13 protein-coding genes and 3 pseudogenes are annotated in these 16,714 nt (G+C 66.4%); 10 read left to right on the forward strand and 6 right to left on the reverse strand.

All coding sequences use genetic code 11. The features are described from left to right. The first annotated feature begins 27 nt into the window (after nt 1–27). From OHA98_RS16105 to OHA98_RS16125, 5 genes are all read left to right on the forward strand, one after another. Nucleotides 28–633 (forward strand): hypothetical protein, encoded by a 606-nt coding sequence (locus tag OHA98_RS16105; protein WP_266926383.1) that lies wholly within the window; start codon nt 28–30, stop codon nt 631–633. 4 nt (nt 634–637) lie between these two features. Then, nucleotides 638–1,468, forward strand: coding sequence for a PfkB family carbohydrate kinase (locus OHA98_RS16110; RefSeq protein ID WP_266926385.1), 831 nt, complete (start codon nt 638–640; stop codon nt 1,466–1,468). Between the two features lie 25 nt (nt 1,469–1,493). Then, nucleotides 1,494–2,447 (forward strand): nucleoside 2-deoxyribosyltransferase, encoded by a 954-nt coding sequence (locus OHA98_RS16115; protein WP_266926387.1) that lies wholly within the window; start codon nt 1,494–1,496, stop codon nt 2,445–2,447. Next, the gene (locus tag OHA98_RS16120; protein ID WP_266926389.1) at nt 2,444–2,944 is read left to right on the forward strand and encodes an AAA family ATPase; all 501 of its coding nucleotides are present in this window, start codon (nt 2,444–2,446) and stop codon (nt 2,942–2,944) included. The genes OHA98_RS16115 and OHA98_RS16120 overlap by 4 nt, the downstream gene beginning before the upstream one ends. 80 nt (nt 2,945–3,024) lie before the next feature. Continuing rightward, nucleotides 3,025–3,330: a MazG-like family protein gene (locus OHA98_RS16125; protein WP_266926391.1), complete on the forward strand. Its 306-nt coding sequence runs from the start codon at nt 3,025–3,027 to the stop codon at nt 3,328–3,330. A 118-nt stretch (nt 3,331–3,448) separates the two neighbouring features. Here the strand turns inward: OHA98_RS16125 and OHA98_RS16130 are convergent, their stop codons facing one another. Beyond that, nucleotides 3,449–4,936 carry an IS4 family transposase gene (locus OHA98_RS16130; RefSeq protein ID WP_266926393.1) on the reverse strand — a complete coding sequence of 496 codons (1,488 nt, stop codon included), beginning with the start codon at nt 4,934–4,936 and terminating at the stop codon, nt 3,449–3,451. Between the two features lie 254 nt (nt 4,937–5,190). Here OHA98_RS16130 and OHA98_RS16135 point away from each other — a divergent pair, with 254 nt between their 5' ends. Then, on the forward strand, nt 5,191–6,627 hold the full coding sequence (locus OHA98_RS16135; protein WP_266927929.1) for an IS1380 family transposase: 1,437 nt from the start codon (nt 5,191–5,193) through the stop codon (nt 6,625–6,627). A gap of 229 nt (nt 6,628–6,856) precedes the next feature. Next, nucleotides 6,857–7,647 (forward strand): annotated as a pseudogene (locus tag OHA98_RS16140) (IS5 family transposase). Between the two features lie 270 nt (nt 7,648–7,917). Here OHA98_RS16140 and OHA98_RS16145 read toward each other — a convergent pair. The 3 genes from OHA98_RS16145 to OHA98_RS16150 form a co-directional block, all read right to left on the reverse strand. Continuing rightward, on the reverse strand, nt 7,918–8,700 hold the full coding sequence (locus tag OHA98_RS16145) for a site-specific integrase (RefSeq protein WP_266926395.1): 783 nt from the start codon (nt 8,698–8,700) through the stop codon (nt 7,918–7,920). Between the two features lie 422 nt (nt 8,701–9,122). Further along, nucleotides 9,123–9,317 (reverse strand): helix-turn-helix domain-containing protein, encoded by a 195-nt coding sequence (locus OHA98_RS42900; protein ID WP_353962247.1) that lies wholly within the window; start codon nt 9,315–9,317, stop codon nt 9,123–9,125. A gap of 207 nt (nt 9,318–9,524) precedes the next feature. Continuing rightward, nucleotides 9,525–10,679 (reverse strand): site-specific integrase, encoded by a 1,155-nt coding sequence (locus OHA98_RS16150; RefSeq protein ID WP_266926397.1) that lies wholly within the window; start codon nt 10,677–10,679, stop codon nt 9,525–9,527. A 98-nt stretch (nt 10,680–10,777) separates the two neighbouring features. Between OHA98_RS16150 and OHA98_RS16155 the strand changes: the two are divergent. Together OHA98_RS16155 and OHA98_RS16160 are read left to right on the forward strand one after the other, a co-directional pair. After that, a pseudogene (locus OHA98_RS16155) lies at nt 10,778–10,939 on the forward strand (pirin family protein); the annotation flags it as partial. 178 nt (nt 10,940–11,117) lie between these two features. After that, nucleotides 11,118–11,290 (forward strand): annotated as a pseudogene (locus OHA98_RS16160) (transposase); the annotation flags it as partial. Nucleotides 11,291–11,670: 380 nt separating this feature from the next. Here the strand turns inward: OHA98_RS16160 and OHA98_RS16165 are convergent. Next, nucleotides 11,671–12,927, reverse strand: coding sequence for an FAD-dependent monooxygenase (locus tag OHA98_RS16165; protein ID WP_266926399.1), 1,257 nt, complete (start codon nt 12,925–12,927; stop codon nt 11,671–11,673). A gap of 208 nt (nt 12,928–13,135) precedes the next feature. On the opposite strand from OHA98_RS16165, the gene OHA98_RS16170 reads away from it, so the two are divergent. Then, the gene (locus tag OHA98_RS16170) at nt 13,136–14,101 is read left to right on the forward strand and encodes a LysR family transcriptional regulator (RefSeq protein ID WP_266926400.1); all 966 of its coding nucleotides are present in this window, start codon (nt 13,136–13,138) and stop codon (nt 14,099–14,101) included. Nucleotides 14,102–15,144: 1,043 nt separating this feature from the next. Here OHA98_RS16170 and OHA98_RS16175 read toward each other — a convergent pair. Then, on the reverse strand, nt 15,145–16,710 hold the full coding sequence (locus OHA98_RS16175) for a carbamoyltransferase C-terminal domain-containing protein (RefSeq protein ID WP_266926402.1): 1,566 nt from the start codon (nt 16,708–16,710) through the stop codon (nt 15,145–15,147). Nucleotides 16,711–16,714: the final 4 nt, after the last annotated feature.

Consider the following 16,714-nt stretch of genomic DNA (forward strand, 5'->3'; position numbering starts at 1 on the left):
TACCGAATGGTGGAAACATACGCCCGAGTGATCACATCGGCGGATACCCGTGGATTCGACGGGCTCGTCACGGGCACGGACGCCGAACTGGTCGCGCTGGTGCGCCCCATCGGCCTGCCACAGACCCGGATCGACTACATGCGCTCCCTCGCCGAGCTCCTGCAGAACTGGGAGAAGGAAGGGGTCGACCCGGCTGCGGAGTCGGCCGATCTCGACGCCCTGGTCCTCGACTTCGCCACGCGGGTGCGGGGTGCGTCCTACAAGGTCGCCCAGTGCGCGCTGCTCACCGCCCGCGGGTACCACTGCGGCATCATCCCGGTCGATTCCGGCATGGTCACCAAGCTGGCACCCGTCCTGGGCATCACCCTCCCCTCGGGCGCCGTAGCGCACGAACGGATGCGGCACGTCCTTGAAGCCGCCGTACACGCCCGCTCGACCGACCTCCGTTCCCTGGTCACCGCCAACGGGTACCGGGTCGCGATCCCGGAAGGGGTGGAGCCGACCTGGTGGGTGCACCTCGTCCTGATCTACTTCAAGCGCCTGTACCTCAACGGTGCCTCCCCACAGCTCTGCCGCCGGCGACCGGTCTGCACGAAGGTCATCGGCTGCGCACACCCGACCCGGATTGCCTGATCCCTTGGGGGAGACAGTGGAACGGCTCGACGTGATCGGCAACATCAGCCGGGACCTGACCCGCTACCCCGACCACCGTGGTGGTTCCCGGCTCGGCGGCGCGGCCCTGTTCGTATCGCTGGCAGCGGCGAAGTCCGGTCTCAGGGCAGCTCCGGTCTGCGTCCTCGGAAACGATCTCGCACACCTGCCCGAGACGCCGGGCCTGGACGCGCTCGACTGGTCAGCACGGCTCCAGGCCGACGGCACCTCCACGACCTTCGACCTGGAGTACGACCTGCAGGGCGAGCTGATGAGAGTGGACACGGAGTACGGCGTCGCCGAGAACCTGACCGAGCACGCTCTCAGGCACGTGGACGCGCACCCGCGAGCCACCTTCCACGTCTGCTGCCGCCGCCCGCTGGACGTGGCGGCAGTGCTCGGCCGACTCACCGCGAACGCAGCCGACTTCAGCGTGGACTTCTTCCTACCGAGCGCAGAAGCGATGATCCGTGCAGCCGCTCCATGGCTGCCGAAGGCGACCACCCTGTTCCTCAACACCGCCGAGTACCGGCTCCTGGAACAGGCGATCGACTGCGGCAACCTGCCGGAAGTGGTCGTCACCGACGGTTCACGGGCAGCCGTGGTCCGCAACTTCGGGCGTCAGTCCGCCTCCGCCGTACCGCCACCGAACCCAGCGCACGAGGTCTCCGGCGCCGGAGACACCTTGGCCGGGACCTTCCTGGCCCACCGCTCACGCGGTGCGACAACCGCCCAGGCCCTGGCGGAGGCGACAGCAGCCGCAACCAGGTACGTCGCGGCCCCGACCCTTCCAATCCCCGCGCCCCGACGCGGCTGACCTACCGACTTGGGGGCCTCTCCCGATGTCCGTCTACATAGCCCACCGGCTCTTCGCCGCCCACGATCGCGCTCTCGCCGCCGACCTCGCCGACCGACTCGCCTCGAAGGTGGGTCCCGATCGCGTCTTCCTGCCGTTCTGCGACACCGACGAGGAGGACCTCGTCGCCGAGGTCAAGGGGCGCCGCCTGTTCGAGCTTGACCGCGAACGCCTCAGTCACTTGGGCACCATGATCGCCATCCTGCACGGTCCGAGCCTCGACGACGGGGTCTGTATGGAGATCGGGTACGCCGCCGCCTCCGGCGTACCCGTCGTCGTGCTCACCACCGACTTCCAGACCTACTCGATGACCGAGGCCGGCACCCATCTCGAATTCCCCGACCCCCTCCTCCAGGCCGTGGCCACCCGCATCGTGCGCGTGGACAACCTCGGAACACCGCCTCTGCCGCTGGCTCCGGGCCGGTCGCGGTTCCAGGACTTCCAGACACGCAACGTGGTCCAGACGAACACGGCCCTCGACGCAGCCGTCGACGCCCTGCTCACCCTCCCAGATCACGCCAGCCTCCCCGCGTGCCCTCCGGGAATCATCGGTACACCTGTGTACGTCGAGGCGTCGCCGTACACGGCGTGGGGCCAGGACCAGTTGGTCAAAGCCTGTGTGGACGCCGGTCACACCGTAGTGGTGCCCCAGCGTTTCACCGCGTCGGACCCGGTGGCAGGGGCCCTGGCCGACCTGACCGCAGTGCGCTCGGCAGCCCGGCTGCTGGTCGACGTCTCCGGCCCCGAGACACCACCGGGATCCGCCCTGCTCATCGGTGCCGCTCTGGCCAGTGGCGTAAGGATTGCGGCCTTCCAGCCACGGATGACGTTCACCCATGCTCATGGGCGCGAACCTAACTGGCGAAATCTCATGATCCAGTACGCTGCCGACGCGCACCTCGACAACGGCGAATCCGTCCTGTCGTGGCTGGCCACATGAACCTCGAAGAGATCGTCGGCGAATACCAGACCGTGGTTCTGGAAGGTTGTGACGGAGTCGGTAAGAGCACGCTCGGCGAGCGTCTGTCGTCGCATCACGGCTTCGTCGTAGTGCACTCCCCGAAGACTCCCGACCATCTCGATCTGTCCAGCCGCTACAGGACCATCCTCGCCGGGGACGGGAGGATCCTCTTCGATCGGTGCTTCATCAGCGAACTGGTCTACGGCCCGCTTTACCGGGGGCGCTCCAGGATCAACTGGACCCAGGCGATCGACCTGGCCGAGAGTGTTATCGCGAGATCCGGCGTGCTCGTTCACCTGACCGCGCCACCTGGCATCATCCACCGGCGGCTTCTGTCACGGGATGGCGAGGCGGTTGGCCTGGAAGAGGTCTCAACTCTGGTGACGGGCTACGAGAGGATCTTCTCCACGCTCGCTGACTACACCCATGTGCTCACGCTCGATACTTCGCTCCTCGATCTCCCCTCGACAGGGTGATGGCTCGCCGAAGCCAACACGCCGGCACAACACTCCCGCTAGGCTTCCAGGGCACCTGCTGTACCGCCGCTGGAGGAGTCTTGGAGATCGGAGCTGTCCAGAAGCTCGCCTGGGAGAACAAGACCCTCAAGGGGTTCAATACCACCGACGTGGCTTTGGAGTTCGGTCTCCTTACGGCTGAAGTCGGTGAAGCCTTCACTGCTTGGCGCAAAGGGCTGCCCGATCTTGGGGAAGAGCTGGCCGACGTGTTCCTCTACCTGACCGCCTTGGCGGAAATGAACGGGCTGGACCTCGAAGCAGAAGTGGCCCGGAAGGTCGAGAAGAACGAGCGGCGTACATACGAGCGCAATGAACACGGAGCGCAGATCAGGACGAGCGGCGACTGAAGTCTCCCCTCGCTGCACCTAACCTCGCCGTTTCGGTTGAGATGAGGCCGGAAGCGGGAAGAAAATACGAAAGTGCCTTCTGAGCTGCAATGCCGGTGAGTTAGCGCGTCGGTGCAGCTCAGGTGGGGTACTTGGTGACTTTGAGTGTGCAGCGGACGTTACTGGGAGTGCGGGGCTGGTCCCGCTTTCTGACCTCGAAGGTGTTCTTGGACGGCTTCTTGATGCGTTGGCACTGCCGGTTGCGGCGGGGCGGGAGGAGGGCGGCCAAGAGCTCTGTGGTGACCTCGCGGCGGGCAGCGGCCAGTGTGGTGGCGTCTGTTGCGGCCTGGGCAGCGACGGCCAGCCGGGCGATTTCTACGGTGACGGTGAAGGAGATCCGGTCGGGATCGGTCCCGCCGTGTTCTGCCGCGCGCGTCTGCAGTGCGCACAGTGCCTGGTAGACGGTGAGAAGGGCGTAGATCTCCTGGCAGATCAGCTCGGGCGCCTTGGAGCGCAGGATGAATCCGGCGCCGCGCAGGCGGTTCTTCAGTTCCGCGAATCCGTTTTCGATCTCCCACCGCTGGTGATATGCCCTCGCCAGCTGGTGGGCCGGGGCGAGGCGGTGGTCCAGCAGGCTGGTGACCAGCCGGAACGTCTCGGTGCGGGGTGGGCCGGCCTGCGGGTGGATGGTCACGGTGTACTCGATGATCCGTACCAGGTGTCCCCGGGGCGGCTCGGTCAGGGTGCGTCCGGCCGCGCGGGCCTGACCGTGGCGGATGTTCTCCGCGGGCGTGCGCATGATGGACAGGTAGGACCCGTCGGACAGTACCCGCAGCGGCACGAAGACCAGGTTCTTCTTGATCCGCCAGGCCAGGTGGGCGCCGGTGGCGCGGGCCAGGCCCCACAGCTGGTATCCGGCGAAGTTGCGGTCGGCCAGCAGTAGCATGTCTGGTCGCAGGGAGGCCAGCAGCCGGCGGGCGAGCTTGTGCTCGCTGAACCTGGCCACGGCGTCGAAGGCCGAGTCGACCAGGGCGTGGGTGCCGCATTCGGTCAGGGCCATCACGCGCACCTGCGGGTGTCCGCTCTGGTTGACCCCGCCCTTGCCGGTGAAGCCGAACTCGGCGGCGTTTGCCGGGGTGTCGGGGACGTCCAGCGCGGTGCCGTCCCAGGCGACCAGCCGCAGCCCGAAGGCGAACGCGCCCGGAGTGACGGTCGTGGCCAGCGTGCCGCACCGCCGCTCGAACAGCGCCTGCAGCGGCTTGTCGCCCAGCCGCTGCCGGGCCCGTGTCAGGGCCGAACTGGTGGGCAGCCGCTGCACACACAGGCCCGGCAGATGCCGCAGCTTCTCCGTCAACGTGCGCAGGACCGACCGGTATCCCGGCGGCCCGGCACTGTCGGAGCTGCTGAACAGGCACAACGCCAGGACGAAGTAGACCACCGCCCGGGCCGGCAACAACCGGCGGCGACGCTCGCCGCAGCCGGTCAACTCCACGACCTCATCGACCAGTTCAGGGCTGATCTCCTCGGTCAACACGCCGAGACGGATACGTTCGCCAAAGCGTCGGTCCGAGGGCGCCGCCAGCCTGTTCAACGGGGCCTGGCTGCCCTCGGCGATGGCAGACGGCATGCGGGCGATGGCACACTGAGTACCCAACGGAGTTCCCTCGCGGACAGTCGGATCTTGGTCGATCTTCTGTCCTACCGGGAACTCCGTTGCCGTGTCCCGGCCTCCGCCGACACATCACCAGAAGTGACGGATCACGCAACGTCACCAGGGGATATGACCACCCAAACCCCGCACCATCAAGTTCCTGACCTGCACCGACGCGCTAACTCACCGGCATTGTTCTGAGCTGGGACGATGAACCTTGTCGAGGGGTTCTGTCGGTCCAAGCGGAAGGCACTTTCTGCGTGCAGGGTATCGGTTCTCGTGCCAAGCTCCACGTCTCCACTGACGGTTCGGGGGTGGTGGGGCACGCGGGCGCACGGTTGCTGGCGGATCTCGCCGAGGCCACCGGCCTGACAGGCGCGTACTCCGCTGCGCTCGGGCCGCTACGACCGCGTGGCACCGGGCACGATCCGGGTCGGACCGCCACCGATCTCGCGGTGATGCTCGCCGACGGCGGTGAGGCGATAGCGGATCTGGCCGTGCTGCGGGACCAGGGCGAGGTATTCGGACCGGTCGCCTCCACGCCCACCGCCTGGCGGTTGCTCGCCGACATCGACGGGGCAGTGCTTGCTTCGCTGCGAGCGGCCCGCGCCTCGGCCCGGGAAGTCGCCTGGATGCAGGCCGCCGAGACCGGCCAGGGCATACCCGCCGTCCGGGCCGGCGGACGAGAACTTCCCGGCCTGGTCCTGGACCTCGATGCCACGCTGATCACCTGCCACTCCGAGAAAGAAGCGGCCGCACCCACCTACAAGGGCGGCTTCGGCTTCCACCCGCTGTTGTGCTTCCTGGCCAACACCGGCGAAGCACTGTCCGGCCGGCTCCGGCCCGGGAACGCCGGTGCCAACACCGCCGCCGATCACATCACTGTGCTGGACGACGCTCTCGCACAGATTCCCGACGTCCACCGGCACGGCACCGACATTCTTGTCCGCACCGGCAGTGCCGGATCCGCGAAAGCCTTCCTCGCCCACATCCGGGCTCTGCGTGAGCACGGCCTCAACCTGCGGTTCTCGGTCGGATGCGCGGTCACCGAGCCGGTCCGCCGTGCTGTCCGAGCCATACCCGACGCTTGCTGGCACCCCGCCCTGGACCAGAACGGAACTCTGCGTGACGGCGCCGAGGTCGCCGAGCTCACCGGCATGGTCGACCTGACCGGCTACCCGGCCGACACCCGCATCATCGTGCGCCGGGAGCGCCCGCACCCCGGAGCCCAGCTCTCCCTGTTCGATCAGGACGAGGGCCTGCGCCATCAGGTCTTCCTCACCGACACCCCGTCCTGCGGTGGCGGTCCCGCCCAGTTCCTGGAGGCCCGTCACCGCGGGCATGCCACCGTCGAGGACCACATCCGATGCGGCAAGACCACCGGCTTCGGCCGCTTCCCCTCCCGGGACTTCGCCATCAACGCCGTCTGGCTCGAACTCAGCCTCGCGGCGACCGACCTGCTGGCCTGGACCCGCGTCCTGCTGCTGAACGGCGAACTGGCCACTGCCGAACCGAAAAAGCTCCGCTACCGACTGCTGCACGTCGCCGCCCGCCTCACCCGAGGCGGCCGACGCCTCCGCCTGCGGATATCGGCGACCTGGCCATGGAGAAACGAACTCGCCGACGCTTTCCATCGCCTTGCCGCACTGCCCCGACCAGCCGGCTGACCGACAACCCCTGCCCGCCCACGACCCGAAGGACCCTGGAGAACCCGACCACCGCGCCGGGCCTCCGCCATGCCTAAACAGCCAAATCACCTCGCCCACCCGGCGGCTAACGATCAGCGACGACTCATCACCCCAACCGAAACGGCGAGGCTAAGAGCTCGTAACACGATCTTGGCGAAACGTGCTGGTTGGCCCTGACCGGTGTGAGGATTCGGCCGTTCGTGATGGTGTGAGTACTCGGCCGTGGATCGTGGACGACGACTTGTGGGTACTGATCGAGCCGTTGCTGCCGCCGTGGCCGGAGCAATCGCCGGGGCCGAGACCGGTGCCGGACCGGCTCTGTCTCCAGGGCATTCTGTTCGTCCTCCACAACGACATAGCCTGGCAGCTCCTGCCGTTGGAGTTGGGGTTCGGCTCGGGACAGACGTGCTGGCGGCGTTTGGACCGCTGGCGGAAGGCCGGGGTCTTCGACCCGCTCCACCGAGTCCTGCTCGCGAAGCTGAACGCGGCCGGTGAACTCGACTGGTTACGGGCCTCCGTGGACGGTTCCCACATCCGCGCGAAAAGGGGGCGCCGATACCGGTCCGTCGCCGGTCGACCGGCGGAAGACGGGCAGCAAACACCACCTGATCTGCGACGGACGCGGCACCCCGCTCAAAGTCATCACCACCGCGGCGAACGTCAACGACATCACCCAGACCCTCAATCTGGTCGACAGCATCCCGCCCGTCGCTGGCCGGCCCGGCCGACCGCGACGGCGCTCCGAGTCCGTCCTGGGGGACAAGGCGTACGGCTCGAAGGCCGTACGCCGGGAACTGCGGCGCCGCAGGATCCTGCCGGTCATCTCCCTCAAGGGCGCCCCGAACATCAAGGGCCTGGGCAAGCTCCGCTACGTCGTCGAGCAGACCTTCGCCCTGCTCCACCAGTTCAAACGTCTCGCCGTCTGATGGGAACGACGCCTTGGTCTCATTGGGCTGCAGCCTCATCTGCTGGAGGCGCCTCACGAAGATCGGATTATGAACTCGCGCTGCAATTCTAGGAGTTACGGCTCACGATTGAGTTGGTCTATGACGCGAGACCGTGGACCCAAACCTGCAGGCGCCGTCTCCTGAGCATGTCCAAGAGAGGGAGGGTGTGCCGGTAGGTCGCCGACCAGGTGATGTTGGTGCCGCCATGGGGGGCTGCCTATCGTGGATCTGCTTGTCGAAGAGGGAAAGCAATGGCACGGGATCGATGGCGCCGCCGTTTGGTCGGTCATGGGGGTAACGCGGACGCGCGTGAGGTGTTAGGTCAGGCGGCCAGGCCGAGGTCGAGAACCTTTGCTGCCTGCCCGAGGGTGCCGGGCATGAGGTGGCGGTAGATCTTGAAGGTGATATCGATGTTCTTGTGCCCCATCCATTCGGCGACGTCAGTAATGGGGATGCCACGGCTGAGGCAGTTCGAGGCGAAGTAGTGACGGAGGCTGTAGATGACCGCGCCTTCAGGGACGGCGATTTCACGTAGCAACTTTAGTCTCTGCCATTGGTTTTGCAGGAGATATGGCTGGAACGGGCGGGTGACATCATTCGGGTGCCGGAGTAGGTAACCATCGGTTGTGCTGTGCTTTTTGGTGAAACGCTCTATTGTGTCTCTAATTCGGGGCGGGAGCGGGACATCGCGATATTCGCCAGGCTTTCTGTGTTTGAGCGGCCCGTACGTTTTGGTGGTCTGGTTGACTTGCTCGGTGATGCGGTAGACATGATCGGACACGATATTGCGAGTGTTGACTGCGGCGGCCTCGCCGTTTCGCATTCCGCAGCCACTCATCAGGTCGACGAGCAACTGGAAGGAGTCGTCACCGGCGGAACGTAGCGCTTCTAGCTGGCACGGAGTCGGGATGACGCTACGACTTGGTGCGTACTGCGGAGGCTTGACGCCTTGTAGAGGGTTCTCGTCGAAGACGCCCAAGTGGTGCGCATCAAGAAGGATGGAAGCCAGCTTATCGAAGGCATTCGATTGCGTTGCCGCGCCGACCCCTGCAGTCTCCATATTGCGAACAAAGTCGTCTACCACCTTGTGGTCGAAGCTGCTCATTCGCTGACTTTTGAGGGCTGGCAGGAGGTGATTCGCGAGCAAGGAGTCGAGCTGTCTGGCTGAAGAAGCAGCTAGATGACGCTGCCCTGTTCGCCATTCTGCGGCATATTCGCCGAATCGCATGCGTCCAAATCTATCGATGCGCTCGGCCTTCGCCTGGCTTTGGGTATTTCGTTTCTTTTTCTCGTAGATCTCGGTAAGTCTTCTGACGGCCCTCTCTTGGGTTGTGAATCCAGATTCCTGTATTTGGCGCCCCGATGGTCCTCGGAATCGAATCTTGTAGTCATGTGGGCACTTTGACCACCTGGATTGTGGGTGATCGCATGATTTGAAGAGCGTACCCATTCCGCGGACCATTTTTCTCGTTGCCACCGTTTGGCTCTCTTTTCCTCGTGCGGGTGTGCCGCCAGCGGCGGATTGCATTACACGGAGCTGGGCAACTTCTGGTTCCCGATCCATGCCTGGACCTCGGACACCTTGAATTGGATCTTCGCGTTGCGGCCTGTCCCGAACTTGTAGGGCGTCAGGCCCGATCGCGCGGCCTCTCGGTATACCCAGACCAACGACATGTTGAGATGTTCTGCAAGTTCCTTGGCGGTCATGAACTGAGCTGGCATGGTGCCCCTTCCGTTGTCAGGCCCGGGGGATCCATGGTGCGGAGAATCGCCGGTTTGGCCAACCGGCGATCATGGGTTATATAGGAAGGTTTGGCTGCCGACTTTCGCAGCGTAGGACCGACAGCAAGCCCAGCGGTTGACGGGCACTTTGAGCGCTCGCTGGCTCGTTCCGGATCCTGCGACAGGACCTTTCGTTCGTGGGCGCCGCTACGCGGCAAGGCCAGTGTCGAGAAGTTTGGCGGCCGTGCCGATCGAGCCGGGCATGAGATGCCGGTAGATCTTGAAGGTGATGTCGATGTTGTTGTGCCCCATCCATTCGGCGACATCTGTGATGGGGATGTTATGTCTGAGGCAGTTCGAGGCGAAGAAGTGACGGAGGCTGTAGATGACCGTGCCCTCGGGAACGCCGAGCCCGCCTCGTCTCTTGAGCCGTTGCCACTGGTTCTGCAGGAGGTACGGCTGAAAGGGGCGGCCGGGGTCCTGCGGGTGACGCAGTAGGTAGCCGTCTGTCGTGCCGTGCTTGTCGGCGTACCACTCGATGGTGGTTCTGGTCCGCAGGGGGAGCGGGACGTCGCGGTACTCGCCGGCCTTGCGGTGCTTGAGACGGTCGTATGCCTTGGTCGACTGGTTGACCTGCTCGGTGACGCGGTAGATGTCGTCGGCCACGATGTTGTTGAAGTTGACCGCGGCGGCCTCGCCGTTGCGTAGACCGCAGCCGCTCATGAGGTCCATCACGAGCCGGAAGGTGTCGTCGCCGGCATCGCGCATGCTCTGCAGCTGCGAGGGGGAAGGGATGACGGCCCGCTTGGGGTCGTACTGCGGCGGTCTCACGCCCAGGAGGGGGCTGTCGTCGAAAATGCCCAACCGGTGGGCGTCCAAGAGTATCGACTTCAGCTTGTCGTACGCATTGGACTGTGTTGCCAGGCCGACACCGTTGCGCTCCATCGTCCGGATGAAGCCGTCCACCACCTTGTGGTCAAACGTGCCCATCCGGCGGGTCGCGAGGGCGGGCAAGAGGTGATGCAGGAGCAGAGAGTCGAGGTGTCTGAGAGATGCCGCCGCAAGGTGGCGCTGGCTGGCCCGCCACTCCGTGGCGTACTCCCGGAAGCGCATCTCGCCGTACTTCTCGATGCGCTCGTTCTTTGCTTGTCTCCTTGGAGTGGCCTTCTTCGCGTTGTAGGCACTGGTCAACCGCGCGATGGCCTCGTCCTGGTCCAAGAAGCCCGATTCCTCGGTCTGCCGTCCGCCGGGTCCGCGGTAACGGATCTTGTAGAGGTGTGGGCACTTCACCCACCGGGACGCGGGGTGCTCGCAGTCCTTGAAGAAGGTACCCATGCCATGGGGGAGCGTCTTGGTCGCCATGCGCCTGGGACTCCTCGGATGCCGATGCTGACGGTTTGCTGACCGTCGACGACCCGAGCCCCACTTGACCTGCGAGAACGTTCCTGTGCCGCGCTTTGTTCTGGAACTGGATCGGACGGTCCCAGGAGGACATCGCACAGGCCCGCGAGGACTGGATGAACGGGACCCGTTTCGGTGAGGTCAAGGGCTACGACGGCCCTCCGATCCCGGCCCCGGAACTCCCGGCAACCCGCCTGAAGTCCAGGGGCAGGGTGCGCTGATCTGCGGCGATACCTCATCGGTGCAGTCGGGCGTGACGGTATCCCTCTCATCCCGCTTCTGGGGCGCAGGGGGTGCGGGTGGGCGCTGGTGTGGTTTCCGGTGAGGTTTTGGTCTTGGTGCCGAGTCTCGTAATGGGGCCGCTGGCCTCCAGGCCCGGTACGGCTGTGTTCCCTTTGTCTCGCCGATCTGTATCCGGGCGAGGCGAAACGGACGCGAAGGACGCAGCGGTGATCGCCGACGTGGCCGGGACGATGCCTCACACTCTGCGTTCGCTGGAGCTGACCGACGAGATCACCGCCGAGCTCACGGAGCTGACCGGTTTCGACCAGGACCTCGCGGCCGATGCCACCCACATCAGCAACTGCTCCGAGACGGCACCTACTGCGAGTCCAGAACACCCACCATCACCTCGCCGCACAGCCATGCCGAACACCCGCACACCAGGCATCACGTCCTTGACGAAGGACCTAGAGCCCCGGGCGATCTGGTCGATCAGCGCCCAGCCTCGTGTCGATCCGTCCGTCCTCGGTGACTACCGTGAGTAGGGGCGTACCTTCCCGGCCGACAGGCCGACGCTGGCCTACTCGATTCCAGTCGATCGAGCGCCCGTGTGCCCTTCGCGTCCAACCCGAGGCCGATCCACAGGACTTGCGCATTGCTCGCCGCAGAAAGTTCTTGCGAGGATTTCGGTCCATCCCGGGCGGCTGGAGGCGGCGGATGTGGCTGGTGCTCAGCGTGCCCGGTCCGTGGCAGGGCGCGGGACCGCCCAGGACGAGTGGGTGTTGACGTGGGCCACGCCGGCCTCGGTCAGTTCCCTGTAGCCTTCCGCGATCTTTTCGGCCTGCCCCGCGGGCAGTATCCCGCCGTCGTCCGCGGCGCGCGCGATGATCTCTTCCGGCCCCAGGGCCCGGTTGGCCAGCACGACAGCGTTGACGACCGGCCGACGCATCCGGTCGTATCGGCGGAGCGCGGCAGCAGGGTCGTTCTCCCGGGCCAGGCACCAAGCCAGTACACGGGTGTCGACGACGGACTGCGATCCCCCGTTCATGCCCATGGGGTACATGGGGTGTGCGGCGTCGCCCAGCAGAGTGACCCGTCCGAAGCTCCAGCGCGGCAGGGGGTCGCGGTCGAGCATCGGGTACTCGTAGATCGCTGAGGAGCGCTCGGCGAGTGCCGCGAGGTCGATCCACGGCAGGCTCCAGGACGACAGCGCCGTGTGAGCCTCCGCCACCGTGACCCTACGGCCGGCGCCGCCCGGAGGTGGGGCGGACGGTCCGTGCCGAACCTCCAGCACCCAGTTCAGCAGGGCTTCGCCGTCCACGGTCGCGGGGTCCTCGATCGGGTAGGCGACGAACTTGGCGCCGGGGGTGCCACCGGCCACCACGATCGAACGGCCGTCGAGGACATGTGGGTGGTGAGCGACCCCACGCCACATGTGGACGCCGTTCCACCGCGGGCCGCTCTCGCCCGGGTAGAGCTGGGCGCGGACTGCGGAGCCGATGCCGTCGGCGCCGACCATCACGTCGGCGTCAACGACCACGGGCAGCCTGCTCGACCGGCCCATGAAGTGGGCGCGGACGCCATCCGCGGTCTGCTCGAATCGCTGGAACAGCAGGCCCGTACGGACCGCGTCCAGTCCGAGGCGTTCGCGCACCGCCGCGAGCAGCAGCATCTGCAGACGGCCGCGATGTACGGAGTACTGCGGCCAGTGGTAACCGGCCGCGAGCCCCAGCGGCTCCTCCCAGACAGCCTCACCCGCCCGGCTTTGGTAGCTCAGCCGCTGCGGCGGAAGCGCGACGGAGGCCAGCTCACCGGCCAGTCCCAGTTCGGAGAGTTCCCGGACGGCGTGCGGTAACAGGTTGATCCCCACGCCGACCGCCTCGATCGACCTTGACGCTTCGCACACCTGAGGTTGGAAGCCGGCCGCATGCAGGCTGAGGGCACAGGTCAGCCCGGCGATGCCTCCGCCGACGACGGTCACCTTCATCGGTCTGTCCCTGCCCTTCGCCTTGGCCACAGGGCCGGCCGACACCCGGCTTCCAGCCTCGGGGCACCGGCTTCGTACGTCCAATACACAGCGGTGATGCCAGCCGTCACGGTCGCTGATCGCACCGGGTGCCGTCCGCCGGGGCCGGCGGGCTGGACCTGCAACAACAACCCAGTTTGTCCGTGCAGGAGTTGGTAGCTTGTCGGTCATGGAGCTCCGTACGCTTGAGTACTTCGTCGCGGTGGCGGAGGAGCGGTCGTTCACCAGGGCGGCGGCCCGCTGCCATGTTGTTCAGCCGGCGATCAGCCAGCAGATCCAGGCCCTGGAGAAGGAACTGGGCGAGCTCCTGTTTGAACGGCTGCCCCGGCAGGTGGCCCTTACACCGGGCGGCGCCGCCCTGCTGCCGCACGCCCGCGCCTGTCTGGCGGCGGCCGCAGCGGCCGTCCTGGAGTTTGCCGACCGTTCCGGTCTGCTCAGTGGCTCGTTCGCGTTGGGGACCGTCGGTGGCCTGGAAGGCACCCGCATCCCTGGGCTGCTGGGGGAGTATCACCGCCGGTACCCCGGGGTCGCGGTGAGTCTCACCGGCGCGTCGAGTCCGTCCTTGCTGGCGAAGGTCCGCGACGGAGCGATCGACGCGGCCGTGGTCGCGGGGCCGCCAGAGGGTGCGCTTGCCGACGTCGCGTCGCGGGTGCTCCTGGAGGACCGCATCGTGGCGGTCCTCCCCGCCGGAAGCCGGGCCCCGAACCTGCCGTTGCCCCTGGACGAGGTGGCCCGGAGCCCTGTCATCAGCTACGGCTCCGACAGCGGGGTGCACGCGTTCATCCGTGAGGCCTTCGCCGTAAAGGGGCTGCGGTTGGACATCGCCTACGCGACGAACGACGTCGCCCTTCAGGTCGCATTGGTAGCGGAGGGGATCGGTATCGCCCTGACCTCCCACGCGAGTCCGGTACTCGCCGCCGACCCCAGGTTCGTGGTCGCGCCGCTGGAGCCTGCCGTCCGCTTGCGGAAGGTGTTCGTCTGGCGACCGGGTGCCCGGCCGAGCGTGCCCCTGCGGGCCTTTCTTGACCTGTGGGCGGAACTGCACGCCCCACCGACGTATGACGGGCATGTCACCGCGGCCGCCACGGGGAGGGGTACCGGTGGAGAGCGGGCCAAGGGTTCACTCCCCGAGTGAGTGATGTCCCTGCAGGACACTCACCCGGCGCGGCCTTCAGGCAGCCGACGAAGGCCGGTAACACTCGGGTACACCGAGGCGGGCAGCAGGAGAGGGAGAGCGTGCTGCGCCCGCATCGACGTGCGGCATCTTCGTCCGCCGTGACGAAGGCGTCACCAAGTGGATGACCGGCGACATCACCACCGTCAGGTTCAGCTCGGCACAGACCGGCGGCGCCCTGGGCGTGCTGGAGACTTCGGTACCACGCGGAGGCGGCGCACTCCCGCACGCCCACGGCCGCGAGGAGGAAGCGTTCTACGTTCTCTCCGGCGACTTCGATTCGTCAACGGCGACGAGATCGTCAGAGCGGGCCCCGGCGACTTCCTCTTCGTCCCACGGTGAAACCGGCAGGGCTTCACCAACACCGGTGACCTGCCCGCCGAAAACTGCTCACCTTCATCACGCCCGGCGGACACGAGGGCTTCTGGCCCGACAACGGAATCGACCCCGAGCCCGGCAAGGCAGTACCTTCCCTGACACCGGAGGACCTCGCTGCCCTCACAGCGGAACTCGTCAGGCACCGGATGGCGATCACGCCCGACCGCGAGCCCTGACCCCCTCTCCCATCATCCCGGCACACGCCGCGTCCGTGGTTGGCCGGACGCGGCCGGCCACAGGGCGATCAGGGGCAACCGCAAGAATGCTCCGCTTCGCTGAGCCGCGTCGGTCGGTTCATGATCGACGACGTCATCCGCGACGGCGACACACTGTGCCGCTACGACTCGGCGAGCCGCCCTCGCCAGTTCCCGCACCGGCCGCCGCCCCACTGCTGGAACACATCACGAACCGCAGCCCCAACCACACCATCGTGGCATTCCGCCGGCTGTTCCCCGGCCGCCGAACCGGCCCCCCACTCGGGGTCTGACATGTCGGCGGATGCGAGAGAGTCTGGCCCGTCTTGCGGGCCCGGACTCTCTGGCGGAGAGGGGCTCTCGCGTCGGCCTAGGGATTCGGGTCGGCTGCCACCTTGGGTCCCTGTTGCCTCCGTTTGTTGCCGGACGGCGTCACCGCCGCGGGGTGATGAATGTGTCGTTCACGACGTATCCGTCCAGCCCGTGGAGTTCGCCGTACGCAATCAGGTCGCTGCTGTGGTTGATGAACCCGCGTCCCGAGTAGTTGAGCGAGGTGTTGCAGAGGACGCTGAATCCGGTCAACTCGCCAAAGGAAGTCAGCAGTTCGGCCATTGCTGGGTTGGCCGTCGGGTCGATGGTCTGGGTGCGGGCCGTTCCGTCGACGTGCGTCACCGCCTGCAGTTCGCCGGACTCGACCTGGCTGAAGTACAGCATGTAGGGATCGGGCACCCCTCCGCCGAACCAGCGGCCCGCGTCCTGCTCCAGACAGATCGGGGCGATGGGGCGGTAGCTCTCGCGCTGCTTGATCTTGTTGAGCCTGCCCGTCGTCTCCGCGGTGAAGGGAGCGGCCAGGATCGACCGGTTCCCGAGCGCACGGGGGCCGATCTCCCAGCGGCCCCGCGCCCAGCCGATGATGTTCCCGTCGCGGAGGTAGCGGGCTACCTCGCCGTGGTCGAGCGGCCGGATTTCATAGCGCTGGGAGTCAAAGGCCATGTCCTCGACGAATTCGCCGCCCGCGTAGACGTCCCAGTCCAGGCCGGCCTCCCCGGTGTAGAAGTGCTGGGCGTCGATGGCGGTCCCGATCGCGGAGCCGCTGTCGTTGGGGCACGGCGGGACGAAGACCGCGGGGAAGAGCCCGCACTCGCGCCAACGGCGATTCCACTCGCAGTTGAGCCCGCAGCCGCCGGAGATGAGCAGCGGGAGGCCCTCCGTCAAATGCTCCCGGGCGTAGGCGTGGAACCGGTCGAAGATGGCGTCCGACAGACGGGCGGCGAGGTTCTTGTACGCGTCCGTCTCCACGCCGATGTTGTAGTAGGGGGAATCGGTCATCCGGTCCTTCAGGCTGCCGGTGATGACCTTCCTCTGACCGAGTACGAAGTCGATGACGTCCTGCTCCGCCGGGGTGGGCAGCCGGTCCTCGGCGAATCCGGCCAGTGCCATCTGCTTGCCCGCGTCCTGGAAGCGGACGAACTCCTCGTGCGAGCTGTACTTGGGATCGGCGAGCGCGAAGCCGTAGGAGTACTTGTTGCCCGGGTAGTTGAGCACCTCCTGGAGATGGGTCACCTTCCCGTGCTCGTCGATGCGGTAGAACGAGCCGATGTTCCCCTCCCATACCAGGCTGTAGAAGGGCTGGTCCCGACGGAACGCCGACATTCCGTAGGACGTCATGATGTGGGAGCGCTCGTGCGTGGAGGAGAAGACGCGCACGCTCTTCCCGAAGAACCGGCCGGCCTCGTCCGAGATCGCGGATTCGCCCACCCCGAAGTACCCGGCACGCGAGGGCTGGTCGGTGGCCTGGGTGCCCTTGATCCAGCCGCTCACGGCGATGATGTCGGGCTGTTTGTCCAGGCGGTCCGCCGCTACGGCGAACGCCTCGGCGGTCAGAGTGCTGTAGCGGACAAACGAGTCCTTCTCCGCCTCCAGGGAGAAGAGCAGCTTCCCGTCGTCGACGGCCGCGATTGCCCCGTCATGGCCTTCCTTGAGGGAAAGAATCAGCATGGTG

This window comes from Streptomyces sp. NBC_00654 (genome assembly GCF_026341775.1).
Taxonomy (GTDB): Bacteria; Actinomycetota; Actinomycetes; order Streptomycetales; family Streptomycetaceae; genus Streptomyces.

Excerpts from the sequence above, each read along its gene's own strand:
- OHA98_RS16170 (WP_266926400.1), top strand. The coding sequence starts at position 13,136 with ATGGAGCTCCGTACGCTTGAGTACTTCGTCGCGGTGGCGGAGGAGCGG.
- OHA98_RS16115 (WP_266926387.1), top strand. The coding sequence starts at position 1,494 with ATGTCCGTCTACATAGCCCACCGGCTCTTCGCCGCCCACGATCGCGCT.
- OHA98_RS16175 (WP_266926402.1), bottom strand. The coding sequence starts at position 16,710 with ATGCTGATTCTTTCCCTCAAGGAAGGCCATGACGGGGCAATCGCGGCC.
- OHA98_RS16120 (WP_266926389.1), top strand. The coding sequence starts at position 2,444 with ATGAACCTCGAAGAGATCGTCGGCGAATACCAGACCGTGGTTCTGGAA.
- OHA98_RS16165 (WP_266926399.1), bottom strand. The coding sequence starts at position 12,927 with ATGAAGGTGACCGTCGTCGGCGGAGGCATCGCCGGGCTGACCTGTGCC.
- OHA98_RS16150 (WP_266926397.1), bottom strand. The coding sequence starts at position 10,679 with ATGGCGACCAAGACGCTCCCCCATGGCATGGGTACCTTCTTCAAGGAC.
- OHA98_RS42900 (WP_353962247.1), bottom strand. The coding sequence starts at position 9,317 with ATGCCAGCTCAGTTCATGACCGCCAAGGAACTTGCAGAACATCTCAAC.
- OHA98_RS16145 (WP_266926395.1), bottom strand. The coding sequence starts at position 8,700 with ATGAGCAGCTTCGACCACAAGGTGGTAGACGACTTTGTTCGCAATATG.
- OHA98_RS16130 (WP_266926393.1), bottom strand. The coding sequence starts at position 4,936 with ATGCCGTCTGCCATCGCCGAGGGCAGCCAGGCCCCGTTGAACAGGCTG.